The organism is Microbulbifer yueqingensis (assembly GCF_900100355.1).
Lineage (GTDB): Bacteria > Pseudomonadota > Gammaproteobacteria > Pseudomonadales > Cellvibrionaceae > Microbulbifer > Microbulbifer yueqingensis.
Genome location: NZ_FNFH01000001.1, coordinates 477,894 through 496,338 on the forward strand (window position 1 = coordinate 477,894; position 18,445 = coordinate 496,338).

The window sequence follows — 18,445 nt, forward strand, 5'->3', positions numbered from 1 at the left end:
AACAGAACAATAAAATAAAACAATAAGTAGAAACGAGAAGTAACAGCCCGATGCCCGACCGCCTGCAACAACTGCACAGCAACCCACTCACTGCCTGGCTGGCGCGCTCAGCCGGGCTTCCGAACCCTGTCACCCTCGCCCGCGCGGACGGACCCTACAGCGCAGAGCTTTTCGCCGGCAAGGTCGCGGTACTGGCCTCTGTCGGCGATGGCTACCTGGAGCCGGGACTGCGCCCGATCCTGGCGGCGGCGGGTGCCGATGTGCGTCAGCCGGGAGAGCTTGCCGGAGACGAGCGCTGCGATATTCTCCTTGTCGATGCCAGTGGCTGTCTCGCCCCGGGCGATTACACCGAACTGTTTGAAGCGGTTCATCCCCTCGCGCGCCGCATCGCCAACAACGGCCGTGTGCTGGTACTGGCCCCTCCGGTGGGCAGTGCAGAGTCCCCCGCTGCGGCCGCAGCGGCCCGGGGCCTGGAGGGCTTCACCCGCTCCCTCGGCAAGGAACTTGGGGCCAGGGGGACTACGGTCAACCTTGCCTACGTGAGCCGTGCCGCCGCCGAGCGGCTGGAGATGCTGGTGCGTTTCTTCTGCGGCCCACAGTCAGCCTATGTTTCCGGCCAGGCATTGGACGTGTCCGCCGATACCGCACCGCCCGCGGCACAGCCCACCGAGCAGGTTCTGGCCGGCAAGGTGGCGCTGGTTACCGGCGCCGCGCGGGGTATCGGGCTGGCCACGGCCCGTCGCCTCCGGCAGGAAGGAGCCACAGTAGTGGCCCTGGATGTGCCTGCGGCGGCAGATGACCTGGCGCACGTGCGCGGGGAGCTGGAGATCGAATCACTCGCACTGGATATCACGGCGGCCGATGCGCCGGCACAGCTGGGAGATTTCTTGCGGGAGAAATTCGGCGGGCTGGACATCCTGGTGCACAACGCCGGTATTACCCGCGACAAGACGCTGGGCAAGATGCAGGCGTCACAGTGGCAGCAGGTGATGGAGGTGAACCTGGAAGCAGTCCTTGGCATCGACGCGGCCCTGCTGGAGGCGGGACTGGTCCGCGATGAGGCCCGCCTGGTTTACCTGTCTTCCATGAGCGGTATCGCCGGCAATTTCGGCCAGACCAACTACGCCACCACCAAGGCGGCGCTGATCGGCTACGTGGACGCACTGGGGAGGGAACTGGCCGCGCGCGGTATCTGCGCCAATGCCGTGGCACCCGGCTTTATCGAGACGGCCATGACCGGGAAGATGCCGTTCTTTACCCGCGAGGTCGGCCGGCGGCTGAACTCGCTCAAGCAGGGCGGCGAACCGCGCGACGTGGCGGAGCTGGTCTGCTTCCTGGCCTCGCCGGGAGCCTACGGCGTCAACGGGAACACGATCAGGGTGTGCGGGCAGGCACTGATCGGGGCCTGAGCCGGGCTCACGGTTCGCTGATACAGACCAGGCCCAGCATCTGGCCCGGCTCGCCGCGGTAGCTGTCGAGGAAATGGCAGTCGCCCACCTGCACGGGGATCGGCACGAAGCTGTGGCCCATGTAAACGCTGTCGATACCGCTAACCCGGAAGGGCTGTAACTGCGCCTGCGGGGCTGTGGCCACCCACTCCACACAGCTGCCCGGCCCCGCGTGCCCAGCCCGCTCCAGCTCCCGCGCCTTGAAGGCGGCAATTTCCCGCGCGGTGCTCTCGCTGGAGAGGAAATCCCCGTAGAACCGCTCCACCAGCGTCCGGTCCCACAGCACGCCCCGGGCCACTGTCGCCAGGGGATCCTCCGCGGGAGATACGCCGGCAGTGCGGGCAGGCTCCACCGCTTCCAGCTGCCGGGTCATGGCCGCCCAGTTCCCGCCGGGCAGGTTGGCGTGGACCAGGCCGACCCGGCCGCTGCCGGTTTCGATCTCGATGGCCCAGGGCCAGTTGCGCGCGCGCTCGGCCCAGTACCGCTGGCGCTCTTCCGGCAGCCGGTAAAACCATTCGCCGCCATTCATCAGGTGCAGGGCCGCCTCCGCCGGATCCTGGCAGCCGGCTATCATCATCGCCTCGTGATTACCCACAATGGTGATGTACACCTGCTGGTCGATCATGGCCAGCAGCGCCTCGCTGTCCGGCCCGCGATCCACCAGGTCCCCGACAAAAAAGAGCCGGTCGCGATCGGCGTCAAAGTCGACTCCCTCGAGCTGGCGTTTCAGTTGCCGGAGGTGACCGTGCAGGTCGCCAACGACAAAGTCCCGGCCCCTGCGGTTCTTCCCGAACTTGAGCAATATGGACATCCGCACCCCGGTTCTGTCACCTTCTCCGGAAAGGCTAGTCGAGCGCCGGGGCAATGGCGACGTTGGGGTTCGGCTGGCCAGCGGCTGCCGGCAGGTCCGGGGAGGACCGAGGTCAGTGGGTTGGTGGTAACTAGACTTCGGGAATCTCGAATACCAGCTGCTCTTCCGGATGCTGCTGGCACAGGAACATATAGTGGCCGGGCTGGTAGCTCGCGGAAAAGTAGCCACTCTCCCCGCCGCGCAGGTGCCCCACACCGCCCAGGAAAATCACCGGTGCCGGTGCCTGGACCCCCTTCATCCAGTGTGCAGCCTGTAATTCGCTGTCTCTGCCATCCAGTTTTGCCAGGTGCACGTCGTGCAGGGGATCGGGGCTGTCGGTGTAGTGAATTTCTACCAGCTGGTCACCCCGGCCCAACTCTCCCGCCAGGACAAGGCCATCACTGCTCACGGTCAACTTCGCCTGCGCGGTGGGCGCCACGGTGGCACTCCCCTCGCCCGTGACCCGGATGTGGGCGCGCATGCCCATGATAAAGTGGGACTTGCCGTCCCTGGTCTTGATGTGACAGGTGAGTTCATAAAGGCCCGGCTCAAGATAGAGGGTGGTCTCGCCCACCTGCCCGGGTGAGACAAAACCGACCCCGCCCTGCATTTCAATATCCCCCCACCAGCTGGGCTCCATTTCCTGCCAGCGCTCGGCGGCCTGCTCCGGGGTAATGCTTCCGGACTTCAACTGGTGCTGGTCACGAACATAGGCACTGTTCAGTGCGCGGATTTCCCGCAGCTCAACCGGGGCGGGAAGCTGTGCCAGTGACATGATGTGCACCTCCCGGCCCCTATTCTGCAGGCGGAAAGTTGTCCAGCCAGCGGGGATTTCAGTGGGAACTGCAAAAGCGTAATCCACCGCCATTACGTCAATCACCCTCGGCGCTGTTACAGGCTGGGGCTTCGCCTGCAGATCGCCTGCGCTGAGGAGAAAGACGAGTGCTGCAAGCAGAACAGATTTCCTGGTCATGAGCATTCCTGAAACGCTTTGGGTAGCACCTACATTCGCGAGTGCGCAAGAACCCGCGGAAACTCCGGGACCTGCGAGCGAGCCCGCCGGTCCCGGGTCAACAGCAACTTACCACCCGTCTCGGCGATTGCCTGAAAAGGCGGCCAGGCTCACTCGGCCGCCCCCTTACGCTGGCCCTTGCCCAGCAAGTCCAGGTAGAAGGCGTACTGGAGGGCCCGGTCCTCGTAGCGGCGGTAGCGCCCGGACGCACCGCCGTGGCCGGCATCCATGTTGACGTGGAACAGCAGGCGATTGTCATCGGTCTTGAGCTCGCGCAACTTCGCCACCCATTTCATCGGCTCGAAGTATTGCACCTGCGAGTCATGCAGGCCGGTAAGCACCAGCATGTTGGGATAGTCCTGCGCGGTGACCTGGTCGTAGGGTGAGTAGGACAGCATGTACTCATAACTGTCTTTGTTGTTGGGGTTGCCCCACTCATCGTACTCGTTGACCGTGAGCGGAATGGACTCATCCAGCATTGTGGTGACGACATCCACGAACGGAACGTCCGCGGTTACCCCGCGATAAAGCTCCGGAGCCATATTGACCACTGCGCCCATCAGCAGGCCGCCCGCACTGCCGCCGGCGGCGAACACCTTGTCCGGGTGTGCGTATTTCTTATCAGTCAGGCCGCGGGTTACGTCAATAAAGTCGGTAAACGTATTGATCTTGTTGAACAGCTTGCCGTCTTCATACCAGGCCCTGCCGAGCTTCTGGCTGCCGCGGATATGGGCAATGGAGAACACGAAGCCGCGGTCCAGCAGCGAGATCACATCCGGGCGAAATGCCGGGTCGATAGTGTAGCCGTAGGAGCCGTAGCCATACTGCAGCATGGGGTTACTGCCGTCACGATTGAAGCGATCCTTGCGATACACCAGCGATACCGGGATCTCCACGCCGTCGCGGGCGGAGACCGTCAGCCCCTCGCTCTGGTATAGGTCGGGCTCGAAATCCCCGCCCACTTTATCGCGTTTCATCAGCTGCAGCTCGCCGGAGGACAGGTCCGCATCGTATATCGTATCGGGCGTGGTCAGGCTGGAATAGGCAACCCGCACCGAGGCGGCCTGCGGATCGGGATTGTTATCCAGGGAGAGCTTGTAGACCGGGTCGTTGAAACCCACCTCGAAATCGTCCTTGCTCTCCAGGCCGATGATCCGCAATGCCGTCTGGCCATCCGCGCGCTCGATCACCGCCAGGCGATCCTCGAAGGTGGTGAAATCCTCCAGCAATACGTCTTCCCGGTGGGGTATCACCTCCTCCCAGCTGGACTTGTCGGCAGCATCCGCCACCGCCACCTTCATCAGGCGGAAGTTCGCTGCCTGCCAGTTGGTCTTGATAAAGTATTCATCGCCGAGCTTCCTGGCGAAATACTCGTGCTTTTCCTCCCGCGGGTGCAGGGGCCGGAAATCCCCGTCGGGATTGTCTGCATCCAGCACAGACTGTCCCTTCACCAGGGTGGAGTAGTGGTGGATGTAAATTATCTCGCCGTCGCGGGACTTGGAAATGCCGGTGTAGAAAGACTTGTCCTTCTCCTCGTAGACCAGCTCGTCCTCACTCTGGGGCGTGCCCAGGCGGTGGCGCATCACCTGGTAGCCCAGCAGGGTCTGCGGGTCCTTGTTGATATAGAAAACAGTCCGGTTGTCATTGGCCCAGACTGCCATCGCCTCGGCATTCTCCAGCCGGTCATCCAGCATCTTGCCGGTTTTCAGGTCCTTGAAGCGGATCGTGTAAATCCGGCGCCCCACACTGTCCTCGGCAAACGCCAGCAGCCGGTTGTCCGGGGATACTGCGGTGTCGCCGACATGAAAGAAGGATTGCCCCTCCGCCAGCGCATTCACGTCCAGCATCACCTCTTCCGGCGCCTCCAGGTCGCCCTTGCGGCGCGCGTGCAGGGGGTACTCCTGGCCGGGCTTGTAGCGGCGGTAATACCAGTAACCCCGGTCCTTTACCGGCACGGTGGACTTGTCCTTTTCGAGCCGGCCGGTCATCTCCTCGTAGAGCACCTTCTGCAGCGCCTGGGTATGGGCCATGACGCTCTCCGCGTAGACGTTCTCCGCCTTCAGGTGCGCCAGCACTTCCGGGTCTTCTCGCGAGTCGTCGCGCATCCAGTAATAATTGTCGATGCGCTGATCCCCGTGAATGGACATCTTGTGGGGCTCTTTCCTCGCGACAGGTGGTGTCGCCTCTGTGGCCAGGGCGCTGGCCCCAGGGTTAACGCTGGTGGTCTCTGGCTCCGATTTTCCGCAACCCGCCAGGGCGATTGAAATAGCAAGCAGGGCGACACTCGTTTTCATAGGTTCTCCATGTGCGGTATTTGTCGTTATTCGATCCCTTGCGCCATCCTATAACAAATTTTTTTGCAATAAACGGACGATAACCTTACGGGGCCTTACAGGGCGCGTAAAACATTCAACGGGCAGGAGCGCTCGCCCCGCTATACCAGCAACAGCCAGCTCATTCCCGCAATAATCAGCGAGGCCAGCACACTCAGGACGGCGCCCTCGCGGACCATATCCTGGATCCTGATCACCCCGGTGCCGTAGGCAATGGCGTTTGGCGCCGTCGCCACCGGCAACATAAACGCGCAGCTTGCACACATGGCAGCGGGGATCATCAGCACCATGGGATCGAACCCGGCCGATTCCGCAGCCACAGCAAGGATCGGCATCAGCAGGGTCGCGGTGGCGGTGTTGCTGGTGATCTCGGTCAGGAAGGTGACCGAAAGGCACAGCAGCACCAGCATCAGCCACAACGGCATGGCGGTCAGGAATGACAGGCCGTTGCCCATCATGTCGCTGAGGCCGGAGGCAGTGAAGCCCTTGGCGATGGCAATACCGCCCGCAAACAGCAGAAGCATGCCCCAGGGGATGGTCTCCGCAGTCTGCCAGTCCAGCAGGCGCCCGCCCTTGCCATTGGGGACCACGAACATCATCACCACCGCGGCCAGGGCCACGGTGCTGTCGCCCGCGCCCTCAATGCCCAGCCAGCCGCTCCAGCCACCGAAAGGCTCACTGCGGGTCACCCAGGCCAGGATGGCGAGGCCGAACACCGCCAGGGTACGCACCTCCTCCGGGCGCCACTCCCCCACCTGTGGCGGTTCGATGGATTTCTCAAGGTGAAGACCGCGGGTAAGCCACAGTGCCATCAGCGGCAGGGTCACCAGCACCACCGGCAGGCCGATAAACAGCCATTGCAGGAAGCTGAAGCCGCGGCCGGTAACTTCTTCATAAATCCCCATGAAGATGACATTGGGAGGCGTGGCGATAGGACTGCCCACCCCACCCAGGCTGGCGGCGTAAGCGATGCCCAGTACCAGGGCGACGGTGAGCCTGCGGTTTTCCACCCGCGACAGGACCGCCAGGGCGATGGGGAGCATCATCAGCGTGGTGGCGGTATTGGAGATCCACATGCTGAGCAGGCCCGCAGCCAGCATAAAGCCCAGCACCAGCCGGCGGCCGCTGGACACCCCCACCAGCTGCAGCATATACAGGGCCAGCCGCTCATGGGCCCCGCTCTTCTCCAGCGCCTTGGAGAGAATGAAGGCCCCCATCAGCAGCAGTATCACATGGCTGCCCAGAGACGATGCGACCAGCTTGTGGTCGGCGACCCCGAACAGCGGCAGCAATACGAAGGGGGCCAGTGAGGTAGCGGGAATCGGCAGCGCCTCGGTAACCCACCAGATCACTGTCAGAAGGGTGATGGCTGCGGTAACTGCCTGCAGATAGGGGGTGCCCAACCCCTGCAGCAGTAGATAAAAGCCAGCCGCCAGAAGCGGGCCCAGGATAATGAAATGCTGCCGCGTGATCGCCATGGTGCAGGTAGTCCTCGGGAATTCCTTATATGCCGCGCTCGGCTGTTATCCCCCTATTGGATCACATATTCGAAGACGGCCTCCAGCCCGGGGCTGGCTGCAACATGGCGGAGAATCTTGCAGCCAGCAGGAACGACCCCTGGCAGGCAGAGGTTGGCAATCGCTGCGGCCAGCGGCAAACTAGAGAACCCAAAGACCTCTGGCCAGAAGGAACCGGTCGATTTATGACGAGCATCCCCAATACCGTCGAAGTCCTGGAAAAGCTCCGCTGGAATGCACACCTGTGCAAGCACAGCCACTTCCGTGCCTCCATGCGCGGGCGCAACCTGCACGTGCTGTGCGGGGTGCCCATCGTGGTGATCAACCTGTTCCTGGGCTCGCTGTTCTTCTCGCTGATCAATGCCGAGCTGCCCGACTGGACCAAATGGACAGGCGCCGGCCTGGCCCTTATTACGGCCCTGCTTGGTGGGGTGCAGACATTTTTCAATTTCAAGAAGAATTACGAGGGCCACCGGGAGATCGGCAATGAATACCTGGCGGTAGCCCGGGAGTGCGAGCGCCTGATTGCGCTCTACTTCGACGGTATCCTCGACCTGGAACACCTGTCGATGAAGATTGCCGAGCTCAACGCGCGCTACAGCGATATCAACCAGCGCGCGGAGGAGTATATCGTCGGTGACAAGGTCTATCGGGAGGCCCTGCGGGTGCAGAATCGCAAGGCCGAGTGCGAGCCTTCACTGGTGGAACTTGCCCGGCGCGGGAGAATCGGGGCCATCGAAAGCAAGCCTGAAAATACTGAGCCCGCAGGCGCCTGAACACCAGCAACAGGAGAGCCCGGATGACCATGCGCAGCCTGATCGAAAAACTCAACTTCCGGGCCGGCCCGCTGTTACTGCTCGCCCTTCCCTGCCTCGCGTTTTACTACTCCAGTGAGCTGGATCCGCTGTTGCGCTATGAACGCTCCCTGGTCCTCTCCGGCGAGTACTGGCGGCTCATCTCCGGACACTTTACCCATACCAACCTCAATCACCTGTTGCTGAACCTCGCCGGGCTCCTTCTCTACTGGATACTCTTTCCCAACCAGCGGCCTGTTCACCGCCTGCTGCTCGAGGTGCTGCTGCTGGCAGCTCTCTGTGGACTTACGCTGGTGATTTTCGAGCCCCGGATCGACTGGTACATGGGGCTCTCGGGCCTACTCCATGCACTGCTCGCGCAGGGCGCGGTGCAGGAGATAGCAGAGCGCGACACGCGTTGGCGCGGGCTGGTATTGCTGGTCATCCTGGGCGTGAAGGTGTATTCGGAGCATTTTGGCACCGAAGGCTCACTGGTAGCACAGTGGATCGCCGCACCGGTGATTCACGAGGCACACCTGTGGGGACTGGCCTGTGGCGTCCTCGCCGGGCTCGCGGTAGTGCTCGGGACCAGGCTGGGGCAACTGCTCGTCGACGCCACCGGGACCCTGCGCCGCTGACTGGCAGCGAAACACCCGGCCGCCCGGGCCTCAGTCCGGCACTTTCACCTGCAAGTTCTGCTCGTGCACCGTGTCGGGGTCACCGCCCAGGCGCCGGTCGCGATTGAGGCCGTCAATTGTTTGCAGATCGTCGTCGCTCAGTTCGAAGCCGAACAGGTCAAAGTTGCCGGCGATATGCTCCATGGTCTCGGACTTGGGAATCACGATCCGGCCCTGCTGGATGTCCCACATCAGGATGACCTGACCGGCGTTGACGCCGTGCTTCTCGGCAATCTCCCGGACTGCCGGATCCGTAACGGGCTTTTCCTCTGTCTTGACGTCGCTCCAGCCGCCGGTGCCCAGGGGGGACCAGCAGCCCACCGCCATCTCGTGGAACTGGCAGTAGGCCACCAGCTCCTTCTGGCTGAAATAGGGATGGATCTCCAGCTGGTTATAGGTGGGCCGGACCTGGGCAAAGGTGGCGAGCTGCTCGATGTCCGACTTGCGGAAATTCGACAGCCCCAGGGCGCGGATTTTCTTGTCGTCGTACAGCGCCTCCATGGCCTGCCAGGTCTCGCGAGTGTATGCGGGCACAGGCCAGTGCACCAGGTACATATCCAGGTATTCCAGCTCCAGGCGCTCCAGGCTGCGCTCGAAGGCGGCCGTGGTTTCACTCCCCTGCTCCGTATCCCAGACCTTGCTCACGATAAACAGCTCGTGGCGATCGATACCCGACTGCTTTATGGCGCGCCCGAGCGCGCGCTCGTTGCCATAGACAGAGGCCGTATCGAAATGGCGGTAACCTACCGCCATCGCCTTCAGGATAGTGTCGGTCACATAGGAGTCGTCTATCTGCCAGTCGCGGATGGCGGCAGTACCAAACCCGATCTGGGGAATTTCAACGCCATTATTGAGTGTCAGTGTGCGCATGCTTTTTCCTTTTCTACCAGCGAGGCATATCCACGTGAGTCCCATCCGATTAAAGAGGGGAAGACGCACAGGAGGTTGATTGGCCGATGTGCAGAGAGTCTAGCCTATCGACTTGCACCCTCCTCTCCTGCCCGCCCCTAAGGAGCTCCATCAGCTAGTATTGCCCAAGGTCACCCCAGGGATTAACAGGCTCCATGGCCAACCAAATCGCGACGCTTCTGGACCAGTGGTATGAACACCGTGATTCACGCGCCTGGGTACTCGGCACTGTGTTCAGGACTGCAGGCCCCTGCTACCGCAAGGCCGGCGCCATGATGCTGTTCGATGAACTGGGCCGCCATTACGGTCTGTTGAGCGGCGGCTGCCTGGAGGGAGATATCCAGCGCCATGCGCAACGAGTGATGCAGTCCGGCCGGGCGCGCGCACTGTGCTATGACGGCAGCGACGAAGACGACTTCGCGTTCCAGCTGGGCATCGGCTGCGGCGGCAAGGTGGAAATTCTCTTGCAGCCGGTGCTCTCCTCCAGCGAGTACCTCGGGCTGGGCGAATTGCGCCAGCACCTGCATCAGCGCCAACCCTGCTACTACCTGCAGAAAATTCCCACCTCCGGAGAGGCCATTGCCCAGGTCCTGTTGCCCGATAACCTGTCTCTCGCTTCGCGCGCAGAGCTGCTCCGGCGCGGTGACGGCCAGTGGTTGCGGACCCCGGTGCCGCCGGTGCCCCACATCCTGGTGATGGGAGCGGGTGTCGACGCGCGGCCGATGGCACGGCTGTTCCGCACCCAGGGCTGGCGGGTAAGCCTGTGCGACCCGCGCCCGGCCAACGGCCGGGCCGCGTATTTTCCGGGCTGTGAATGCTATTCCTGCCCGCCGGGAGAACTTTCGCGACACCTGGACCTGGGCGAGATCGACGCCGCGGTGTTGATGAGCCACAACCTGGAGCTGGACGCGGCGGCGCTGGTGCTGCTACAGGAGCGGCAGCTGCGCTACCTGGGCCTGCTGGGCCCGGTGAGCCGGCGCGACCGGGTGCTGGCCCTGGCCGGGCTTTCGCCCGCGACGCTGGTTACGCCCCTGCGGGGCCCCATCGGCCTCGATATAGGCGGCGAGCTGCCGGAGAGCATTGCCCTGTCCACCTGCGCGGAGATTCACGCAGCCTTCTATGGTGGCCGCGGCGACAGCCTGACCGCAGCGACCAGTGCCGCCCCGCGGGCCACCCGGGATCCTGCCGAGACCGACTAGGGACCGTCAATGAAGCGTGTGCAGCCAATCATCCTCGCCGCCGGGGCCGCCAATCGCTTCGGCGCCTGCAAGCTGTTGCTGGAGTGGCGCGGGAAGACGTTACTGCAGCACTGCGTCAATCATCTGGAGTCGCTGGGTCTGCCCTCGCCGATTGTTGTCAGTGGCGCATGGCACCGGGAGCTGGAACAGGCGCACCCGCAGCTGGACATGCGCGAACACCGCGACTGGCGCGCAGGCATGGGCAGTTCGCTGGCTTTCGGTATCCGGCACGTGCCACCGGAATGCTCCGCGGCGCTGGTGCTGCTGGCAGACCAGGTAGCGGTCGGCGCGGGGGATATCGCCGCCCTGCTGGCGGCCTGGGAAAGGAAGCGGGGGGTAGTCTGCGCCCGTTACTGCCAGCGACGCGGGGTCCCGGCGATCTTCCCCGCTAAAACCTTTGCCCGGCTCGCACGGCTCGAGGGTGACCGCGGTGCGCGGGACCTGCTGCGCCGGGACGAAAGCGACATCACCAGCCTGCCGCTGCCTGCGGCCGCAGTGGATATCGACACGCGTGAAGACTGGCTGGAATTTCGGCAGAGCCGCACCCGTCAGGGGTGAAGACACGGGAATATCGCTTACTGCGGTCAGCCCTTGACACATACCCGCGGCTCGACGCGGGCCACCTTATGGGCCAGGCCGGCCTGCTCGGCGGCGTCGACCACGGCACGCACATCCTTGTAGGCCCCGGGCGCCTCCTCCGCCACACCGCGCATCGACGGACTGCGAATCACGATGCCCCGGGCACCCAGCTCGTCGACCACCGAGCGCCCCTTCCACTGCCGGGTCGCCTGGCGGCGACTCATGGCGCGGCCGGCGCCGTGGCAGGCGGAATTGAACGAGAGCTCCTCCCCCTGCCGGGAACCGGCGAGGATGTGCGACTCGGTGCCCATGGAGCCGCCTATCAATACCGGCTGCCCCACCGCGCGCAGGGTCTCGGGAATATCCGGGTGGCCCGGCCCGAAGGCGCGGGTGGCGCCCTTGCGGTGCACGAACAGCTTGCGTTTTTTTCCCTCCACCGTGTGGGTCTCCACCTTGCAGGTGTTGTGGGAGACGTCGAACAGCAGCGTCAGGTCGGCGCGCGGCAACACGTCGGCAAAAACCTGCCGGGTAAGGTGGGTGATGATCTGGCGGTTGGCGAGCGCACAATTGATGCCCGCACGCATGGCACCCAGGTAGGCCTGGCCCAGCTCGGAATTGATCGGTGCGCAGGCGAGCTCCCGGTCCGGCAGGTCGATATGGTGGCTGCTGGCAGCGAGCACCATATATTTCAGGAACTCGGTGCCGATCTGGTGGCCGAGGCCACGGGAACCGCAGTGGATAAACACCACCGCATCGTTTTCCTCCAGGCCGAAGGCAGCAGCGATTTTTTTATCGTAGATTTCCGCCACCCGCTGCACTTCCAGGTAGTGGTTGCCGGAGCCGAGGGTGCCCATCTCGTCCTGCTGGCGCTTGCGGGCACGGGCCGAAATCTCTCCCGGATCGGCGCCGGCCATGCAGCCCCGCTCCTCGATATGCTCGAGGTCAGCCGGGTCACCGTAGCCCTGCTCCACGGCCCAGCGCGCGCCACCCGTCAGCATCGCCGTCATCCCCTTGTCGTTCAGGTGAATGCGGCCGGTGCTGCCCACACCGACGGGAATTTGCCGGTAGAGTGCATTTGCCAGTTCGGTTTTGCGGGACTCGATGTCGTCGATGGTGAGACCGGTGCGCAGGGCGCGCACACCGCAGGAAATATCGAAGCCGACACCACCGGCAGAGACCACGCCGCCTTCGTCCGCATCGAACGCGGCCACACCGCCGATGGGGAAGCCGTAGCCCCAGTGGGCATCGGGCATGGCGTAGGCGGCCTGCACTATACCGGGCAGCGTCGCCACGTTGCATAGCTGCTCGAAGACCTTGTCGTCCATATCGGAGATCAGCGCCTCGTCGGCGTAGATGATGCCGGGCACCCGCATCTTGCCAAACGGGTCGATCCGCCAGCTGAACTCGGATTGCCGCTTCAGGTGGTAGTCACTGTGCATAGGTCCTCACACATCGACGACACACTGGGCCAGCCAGCTGCCATCTTCCTGTTGGTTGACCCGCAGCGCCGTGTAGGTGGCCCCTTTCACTTCCACCACGGGCTGGTGTCTTTGCCGGTTCACCGGCTCGCCCCAGGCGCGGGCATGCAGGTGACCGTCGTCAATTTCCACCTCAAAGCGCGAGAACAGCATATTGCGACAGGCCATCTCGTAGACCAGCGCGTTGAGCCAGTCTGCCAGCAGCAGCTCACGGTCGGGGCACTCGCAATGAATATCAACCTGCTCTTCAGGGCGCACCTGCGCCGGCTCGACGATGATGGCGGTCATCGCCAGGGCGGCCTGCTCGAAAGCGCCCGCGAGGGTCTCTCCCACGCCGCGCACCCCCATGTCCGCCTCGTGATTGAAATGCTCCCAGTGGGCCTGCAAGGCGCGGCTCCTCGCTGCGGTTTCGGTAAGCATAGCCAAGGTACACCCCGGCACCGGGGCATCGAATAGCGGAGCGTGGGAGAGAGGCGGCAGAAAACCCGGGCAGGGAAATTCAGCGAGACAATCCGCACGCCCGCTATCAGCGGGCGGCGTGGGCGCCGGGGAAAATGACCGGCGCGGCGGCATTTATAAACAGCGAGGCCGTATTGGGGATGGGGGGACAGCCAACCCGGTAATTTTTTTGAACCCGGGTACTACTTGGGCGGCAATGAGCCGGCAAACTCTGCACCACGGCTCACCCAGTCATCCAGGTCTGCGGCAATTGCATCCTCCTCCACATACACCATGCCCTTCAACGGGCGGCCGGTGTAGTCCATGGGCCGCGTGTAGCGCTCGTGGAGTGCTTCCTGGTAATTGTCCGGCCCGACCCGCACCATCAGTTCCTCACCGACGACGCCGCAGGCCATGTTGCCGTTCAGCATGAAGGCGAGCCCGCCGAACAGCTGCTTCTCGGTCAGCCCGTCTGATTCCTGGAGCAACTCCCGGACCTTACCTGCCAGTTCCTCGTTATAAGCCATAGCAACCTCCTCTCAATGGTTCTTGCAATGGTTTGCGTCACCCGTCTCCGCCAACAGGGACCACTGTGTAACGCCGTCTCGCATGGCGCGCTCAGCCATGCCATCGCGGGCGGTTGTACCAGTCACTTTCGGGGAGACGTCGATATAGGGCTGGATATGATTGCCGGCGCAAGTGGCCGGGGAATGTTCTTCTGCGCAGCCAGGCTGCAGGGCCGGCTGCCAGGGGGCTCTTACCAGGGCTTTGCGGCCCGAGGGAAATTCGCGCCTGCCTGTGGCAATTGCCAGTAAAACTGTGCCGAAGCTGCAGGTGCCCATTGCGTTCAAGCGCTTGCAGGCTGAAGAATTCCACAACTGGTTGTGAAGGCTGCACCATCGGTAAAAAGTTATTGTGAGTACACTTTTAAGTGTAGCAGGAAATATAGGACTCGCCGGATGGCCCGGAATCCTGTACTAAAAGGCCCATTCCGGGAAATCCCATAAGATTCCCCTGCTCCGTAGCAGCGCAATATTTTTTCATATTTAACTGCGGTGATTGCAACACTGCTAGTTGCGGCAGGAATTGTCGAGGCGTTTATTATTGTGGCCGCCGCTCCCACCGCGATTCGTCCCACGATGGCGGGGAAATGCTTATATTGTCCCGAGCGCGGGACAGGAAACCGGCCCATAAAAAAGCCCGCTCGGTGAGCGGGCTTCCCTTGTGCGGACAGGCTTTGCCTCAGTCGACAAACACGCGCGCATTGCGGAACAGGCGCATCCAGCCGGAATCCTCCTCCCAGTCATCCGGGCACCAGCTGTTGCTGACGGCGCGGGCGACACGCTCCGGATGCGGCATCATGATGGTGACACGGCCATCCTCGGAACACAGCGAGGTGATACCGTTCACCGAGCCGTTCGGGTTGGCCGGGTAGGTCTGGGTTATCTGGCGGTGGTTGTTCAGGTAGCGCATGGCGATGGTGCCGGACTCCTCGCAGGCCTCCAGTGCCTCCTGGTTCGCAAATTCCACCCGGCCCTCGCCGTGGGCCACGGCCACCGGCATGTAGGAGCCGGCCATGTCCTTGAACAGCACCGACGGGGAATCCTCGATTCCCACGAGTGCGAAGCGCGCCTCATACTGTTCCGACAGGTTGCGCACGAAACGCGGCCAGTGGCCGGCGCCGGGAATCAGTTCCTTGATCACCGAGAACATCTGGCAGCCATTGCACACGCCCAGGCCGAAGGTGTCCTTGCGATTGAAGAAAGCCTCGAACTGGTCACGGGCACGGTCATTGAACAGGATGGTCTTGGCCCAGCCCTCGCCGGCACCCAGCACGTCGCCATAGGAGAAACCGCCGCAGCCCACCAGGCCCTTGAAGTCATCCAGGGTCACGCGGCCGGCGAGGATGTCACTCATGTGTACGTCCACCGCATTGAAACCGGCGCGATGGAACGAGTGCGCCATCTCAACCTGGCTGTTGACGCCCTGCTCACGCAGGATAGCCACCCGCGGGCGCGTGCCCTTCTTGATATAGGGTGCGCTGATGTCCTCGTTGACATCGAAGGTCAGGTTTACCGACAGGCCCGGATCGTCCTTGGCGATGGCGGCGAACTCCTGCTCGGCGCACTCGGCATTGTCGCGCAGCGCCTGGATCCGGTAGCTGGTCTCCGCCCAGGCCTGCTGCAGCTCGACGCGGGAGCGGCGGAAGAACTCCCGGCCGCCGCGGGTGAAACGCAGGGTGTCGTCGCGATTGAGGTAACCGATCTGGTGGGCCGGCACGCCCACGCTGCCGAAGCGCTGTACCAGCATCTCTGCGTCGTTGGCGTGTACCTGCAGCACCGCCCCCAGCTCCTCGCTGAACAGCGCCGCGATTACATCCTCGCCCAGTTCATACAGGTCCACGTCCACGCCCAGGCGGCCGGCGAAGCACATCTCTGCCAGCGTTGTGAACAGGCCGCCGTCGGAGCGGTCGTGGTAGGCCAGGAGAATGTCCTCCTCCAGCGCGTGTTGCATCACCTCGAAGAAGCCCTTCAGGCGGCGGGCGTCGTCAAGGTCCGCGGGCTCGCTACCCAGCTGGCTGTATACCTGCGCCAGGCAGGATCCACCCAGGCGGTTCTTGCCCGCGCCCAGGTCGACCAGTATCAATTCGCTGTCCTCGCCCGGTTGCAGCTGCGGGGTTACCGTCTTGCGCACGTCCGTTACCGGCGCGAAGGCCGAGATAACCAGTGACAGGGGTGCCGTCACCGCCTTGTCGAGGCCGCCGTCATTCCACGCCGTACGCATGGACATGGAGTCCTTGCCTACCGGGATGGTGATGCCCAATTCCGGGCACAGTTCCATGCCCACCGCCTCCACGGTGCGGAAGAGTTTCTCCTCCTCGCCCGGGTGGCCGGCGGCGCACATCCAGTTGGCGGACAGCTTGATATCGGACAGCTTGTCGATACGGGTCGCGGCGATATTGGTGATGGCCTCGGCCACTGCCAGCCGGCCGGACGCCGGGGCATCCAGGAGCGCCACCGGGGTGCGCTCGCCCATGGCCATGGCCTCGCCGGCGTAGCTGTCGTAGGCCACGGTGGTCACGGCGCAATCCGCCACCGGTACCTGCCACGGGCCCACCATCTGGTCCCGGGAAACCATACCGGTCACGGTGCGGTCGCCGATGGTGATCAGGAAGCTCTTGCTGGCTACCGTGGGCAGGCGCAGGACACGGTCCACGGCCTCATCCAGGTCGATGCCGTCGGTCTTGAACTCGGTGGTTTCCACCTCGCGCTTGTCGGCCTCGCGGTGCATCTTCGGCGGCTTGCCGAACAACACCGACATGGGCAGGTCCACCGGCTTGGCGTCGAATTTCTTGTCGTTGAGCAGCAGGTGCTTGTCTTCAGTAGCCTCGCCCACCACCGCGTAGGGACAGCGCTCGCGGGCACAGATCTGCTCGAAGCGCGCCAGGTCGTCGGGCATCACCGCCAGCACATAGCGCTCCTGGGACTCGTTGCACCAGATCTCCAGCGGGCTCATGCCCGGCTCGTCACAGGGGACCTCGCGCAGCTCGAAGCGGCCGCCGGTGCCACCGTCCTTCACCAGCTCCGGGAAGGCGTTGGACAGGCCGCCGGCGCCGACGTCGTGGATGAAGGCGATGGGGTTCTTGTTGCCCAGCTGCCAGCACTGGTCGATCACTTCCTGGCAGCGGCGCTCGATTTCCGGATTCTGGCGCTGCACCGAGGCGAAATCCAGGTCCTCGGAACTGGTACCGCTGGCCATGCTGGAGGCCGCGCCCCCGCCCAGGCCGATCAGCATGGCCGGGCCGCCGAGCACCACCAGCCTGGCGCCGGGCTGGAATTCCGGTTTCTCGATATGTTCCTCACGGATATTGCCGTAGCCGCCCGCGATCATGATGGGCTTGTGGTAGCCCCGGCGCTCGCCGTCGAAATCCTCTTCGAAGGTGCGGAAATAGCCGCAGATATTCGGGCGGCCGAACTCATTGTTGAACGCGGCGCCGCCGATGGGCCCCTCGATCATGATGTCCAGCGCGGTCACGATCCGCTCCGGCTTGCCGTAATTCACCTCCCAGGGCTGCAGGTATTGCGGGATCTGCAGGTTGGAGACGGTAAAGCCGGTCAGGCCCACCTTGGGTTTGGAGCCGCGGCCCACGGCACCCTCGTCGCGGATCTCACCGCCGGCACCGGTACCGGCGCCGGGGAAGGGGGCGATGGCGGTCGGGTGGTTGTGGGTCTCCACCTTCATCAGCATGTGGATCGGCTCCTGGCTGAAGCCGTACTCCTTTGTCTCCGGGTCGGGATAGAAGCGCCCGGCCTCATGGCCGGTCACCACGGCGGCGTTATCGGCGTAGGCCGACAGCACATTGTCACCGCCCTTCTGGTAGGTGTTGCGGATCATGGAGAACAGCGACAGGTCCTGGTCCTCGCCATCGATGGTCCAGCTGGCGTTGAAGATCTTGTGCCGGCAGTGCTCCGAGTTCGCCTGGGCGAACATCATCAGCTCCACATCGGTGGGGTTGCGCTCCAGCTCCTCGAAGCTCTTCAGCAGGTAGTCGATCTCGTCGTCGGCCAGGGCCAGGCCCAGGCTCACGTTGGCCTCTTCCAGAGCGGGCCGGCCACCATCGAGCAGGTCCACAGTGGTGAGCCTGCGCGGCTCCTCGACCTGGAACAGCTGTTCAGCCTGGTCGAAGTCGGCCAGCACGCTCTCCACCATGCGGTCGTGCAGCTGGGCCGCCACCGCTTCCCGTTCAGGGCCGGTTAAGTCGACCCCGGTAATGTAGTAGGCAACCCCGCGCTCCAGGCGGTGCACCTGCTCCAGGCCGGCGTTGTGGGCAATATCGGTGGCCTTCGAGGACCAGGGTGAAATGGTGCCGGGACGCGGCACCACCAGCATCAGCTCTCCCTCGGGCTGGTGCTCCTCTTCCGTGGGGCCGTACTGCAGCAGGCGCTCCAGCAGCTCCCGCTCTTTCTTGCCCAGCTTGTCGGTGTCGGCGAAGTGCACGAACTCGGCGTAGACATCCTCGATGGCGGGCTGCATGGCGCGCAGCTGCTTGAGTAACTTTTGATGGCGGAATTTCGACAGTGCGGGAGCACCACGCAGAACTTGCATCGCGGGAGTTTGCCTCTTGTCTGAATGTGAGATCGGGCGCGCCAGAAGTCGCGCTTCAGCCCGGCG

Annotated in this window: 14 protein-coding genes; 5 read left to right on the forward strand and 9 right to left on the reverse strand. The window is 63.6% G+C overall.

Annotation, left to right across the window (positions count from 1 at the left end; all coding sequences use genetic code 11):
* Nucleotides 1-50 precede the first annotated feature (50 nt).
* The gene (locus BLT26_RS02145) at nt 51-1,409 is read left to right on the forward strand and encodes a 3-oxoacyl-ACP reductase (protein WP_091507497.1); all 1,359 of its coding nucleotides are present in this window, start codon (nt 51-53) and stop codon (nt 1,407-1,409) included.
* Between the two features lie 7 nt (nt 1,410-1,416).
* Here the strand turns inward: BLT26_RS02145 and BLT26_RS02150 are convergent, their stop codons facing one another.
* The 4 genes from BLT26_RS02150 to BLT26_RS02165 form a co-directional block, all read right to left on the reverse strand.
* Nucleotides 1,417-2,259, reverse strand: coding sequence for a metallophosphoesterase (locus BLT26_RS02150; protein ID WP_091507499.1), 843 nt, complete (start codon nt 2,257-2,259; stop codon nt 1,417-1,419).
* A 130-nt stretch (nt 2,260-2,389) separates the two neighbouring features.
* A complete protein-coding gene (locus BLT26_RS02155) occupies nt 2,390-3,073 on the reverse strand; it encodes a hypothetical protein (protein WP_139169356.1) in 684 nt (227 codons plus the stop codon).
* Nucleotides 3,074-3,420: 347 nt separating this feature from the next.
* Nucleotides 3,421-5,604 (reverse strand): S9 family peptidase, encoded by a 2,184-nt coding sequence (locus tag BLT26_RS02160; protein ID WP_091507506.1) that lies wholly within the window; start codon nt 5,602-5,604, stop codon nt 3,421-3,423.
* 140 nt (nt 5,605-5,744) lie between these two features.
* The gene (locus tag BLT26_RS02165; RefSeq protein ID WP_091507509.1) at nt 5,745-7,121 is read right to left on the reverse strand and encodes an SLC13 family permease; all 1,377 of its coding nucleotides are present in this window, start codon (nt 7,119-7,121) and stop codon (nt 5,745-5,747) included.
* 224 nt (nt 7,122-7,345) lie between these two features.
* Between BLT26_RS02165 and BLT26_RS02170 the strand changes: the two genes are divergently transcribed.
* Nucleotides 7,346-7,936 carry an SLATT domain-containing protein gene (locus tag BLT26_RS02170; protein ID WP_091507512.1) on the forward strand — a complete coding sequence of 197 codons (591 nt, stop codon included), beginning with the start codon at nt 7,346-7,348 and terminating at the stop codon, nt 7,934-7,936.
* A gap of 23 nt (nt 7,937-7,959) precedes the next feature.
* Nucleotides 7,960-8,592 (forward strand): rhombosortase, encoded by a 633-nt coding sequence (gene rrtA / locus BLT26_RS02175; RefSeq protein ID WP_091507515.1) that lies wholly within the window; start codon nt 7,960-7,962, stop codon nt 8,590-8,592.
* Between the two features lie 30 nt (nt 8,593-8,622).
* Here rrtA and BLT26_RS02180 read toward each other — a convergent pair whose 3' ends face one another.
* Entirely contained in the window at nt 8,623-9,501 is an 879-nt protein-coding gene (locus BLT26_RS02180; RefSeq protein WP_091507518.1) for an aldo/keto reductase, read from the reverse strand.
* A gap of 194 nt (nt 9,502-9,695) precedes the next feature.
* Here BLT26_RS02180 and BLT26_RS02185 point away from each other — a divergent pair, with 194 nt between their 5' ends.
* A complete protein-coding gene (locus BLT26_RS02185; protein WP_091507522.1) occupies nt 9,696-10,739 on the forward strand; it encodes an XdhC family protein in 1,044 nt (347 codons plus the stop codon).
* Between the two features lie 9 nt (nt 10,740-10,748).
* The gene (locus tag BLT26_RS02190) at nt 10,749-11,336 is read left to right on the forward strand and encodes a nucleotidyltransferase family protein (RefSeq protein ID WP_091507525.1); all 588 of its coding nucleotides are present in this window, start codon (nt 10,749-10,751) and stop codon (nt 11,334-11,336) included.
* 26 nt (nt 11,337-11,362) lie between these two features.
* On the opposite strand, the gene BLT26_RS02195 is transcribed toward BLT26_RS02190, so the two are convergent.
* The 4 genes from BLT26_RS02195 to purL all read right to left on the reverse strand — a co-directional run bounded on the left by BLT26_RS02195 (nt 11,363) and on the right by purL (nt 18,379).
* A complete protein-coding gene (locus BLT26_RS02195; protein ID WP_091507529.1) occupies nt 11,363-12,796 on the reverse strand; it encodes an RtcB family protein in 1,434 nt (477 codons plus the stop codon).
* Nucleotides 12,797-12,802: 6 nt separating this feature from the next.
* On the reverse strand, nt 12,803-13,255 hold the full coding sequence (locus tag BLT26_RS02200) for an archease (RefSeq protein ID WP_091507532.1): 453 nt from the start codon (nt 13,253-13,255) through the stop codon (nt 12,803-12,805).
* Nucleotides 13,256-13,476: 221 nt separating this feature from the next.
* On the reverse strand, nt 13,477-13,800 hold the full coding sequence (locus tag BLT26_RS02205; RefSeq protein ID WP_091507536.1) for a TfoX/Sxy family protein: 324 nt from the start codon (nt 13,798-13,800) through the stop codon (nt 13,477-13,479).
* Between the two features lie 715 nt (nt 13,801-14,515).
* Nucleotides 14,516-18,379: a phosphoribosylformylglycinamidine synthase gene (purL, locus tag BLT26_RS02215; RefSeq protein WP_091507543.1), complete on the reverse strand. Its 3,864-nt coding sequence runs from the start codon at nt 18,377-18,379 to the stop codon at nt 14,516-14,518.
* Nucleotides 18,380-18,445: the final 66 nt, after the last annotated feature.

Excerpts from the sequence above, each read along its gene's own strand:
- BLT26_RS02145 (WP_091507497.1), top strand. The coding sequence starts at position 51 with ATGCCCGACCGCCTGCAACAACTGCACAGCAACCCACTCACTGCCTGG.
- BLT26_RS02150 (WP_091507499.1), bottom strand. The coding sequence starts at position 2,259 with ATGTCCATATTGCTCAAGTTCGGGAAGAACCGCAGGGGCCGGGACTTT.
- BLT26_RS02155 (WP_139169356.1), bottom strand. The coding sequence starts at position 3,073 with ATGTCACTGGCACAGCTTCCCGCCCCGGTTGAGCTGCGGGAAATCCGC.
- BLT26_RS02160 (WP_091507506.1), bottom strand. The coding sequence starts at position 5,604 with ATGAAAACGAGTGTCGCCCTGCTTGCTATTTCAATCGCCCTGGCGGGT.
- BLT26_RS02165 (WP_091507509.1), bottom strand. The coding sequence starts at position 7,121 with ATGGCGATCACGCGGCAGCATTTCATTATCCTGGGCCCGCTTCTGGCG.
- BLT26_RS02170 (WP_091507512.1), top strand. The coding sequence starts at position 7,346 with ATGACGAGCATCCCCAATACCGTCGAAGTCCTGGAAAAGCTCCGCTGG.
- rrtA (WP_091507515.1), top strand. The coding sequence starts at position 7,960 with ATGACCATGCGCAGCCTGATCGAAAAACTCAACTTCCGGGCCGGCCCG.
- BLT26_RS02180 (WP_091507518.1), bottom strand. The coding sequence starts at position 9,501 with ATGCGCACACTGACACTCAATAATGGCGTTGAAATTCCCCAGATCGGG.
- BLT26_RS02185 (WP_091507522.1), top strand. The coding sequence starts at position 9,696 with ATGGCCAACCAAATCGCGACGCTTCTGGACCAGTGGTATGAACACCGT.
- BLT26_RS02190 (WP_091507525.1), top strand. The coding sequence starts at position 10,749 with ATGAAGCGTGTGCAGCCAATCATCCTCGCCGCCGGGGCCGCCAATCGC.
- BLT26_RS02195 (WP_091507529.1), bottom strand. The coding sequence starts at position 12,796 with ATGCACAGTGACTACCACCTGAAGCGGCAATCCGAGTTCAGCTGGCGG.
- BLT26_RS02200 (WP_091507532.1), bottom strand. The coding sequence starts at position 13,255 with ATGCTTACCGAAACCGCAGCGAGGAGCCGCGCCTTGCAGGCCCACTGG.
- BLT26_RS02205 (WP_091507536.1), bottom strand. The coding sequence starts at position 13,800 with ATGGCTTATAACGAGGAACTGGCAGGTAAGGTCCGGGAGTTGCTCCAG.
- purL (WP_091507543.1), bottom strand. The coding sequence starts at position 18,379 with ATGCAAGTTCTGCGTGGTGCTCCCGCACTGTCGAAATTCCGCCATCAA.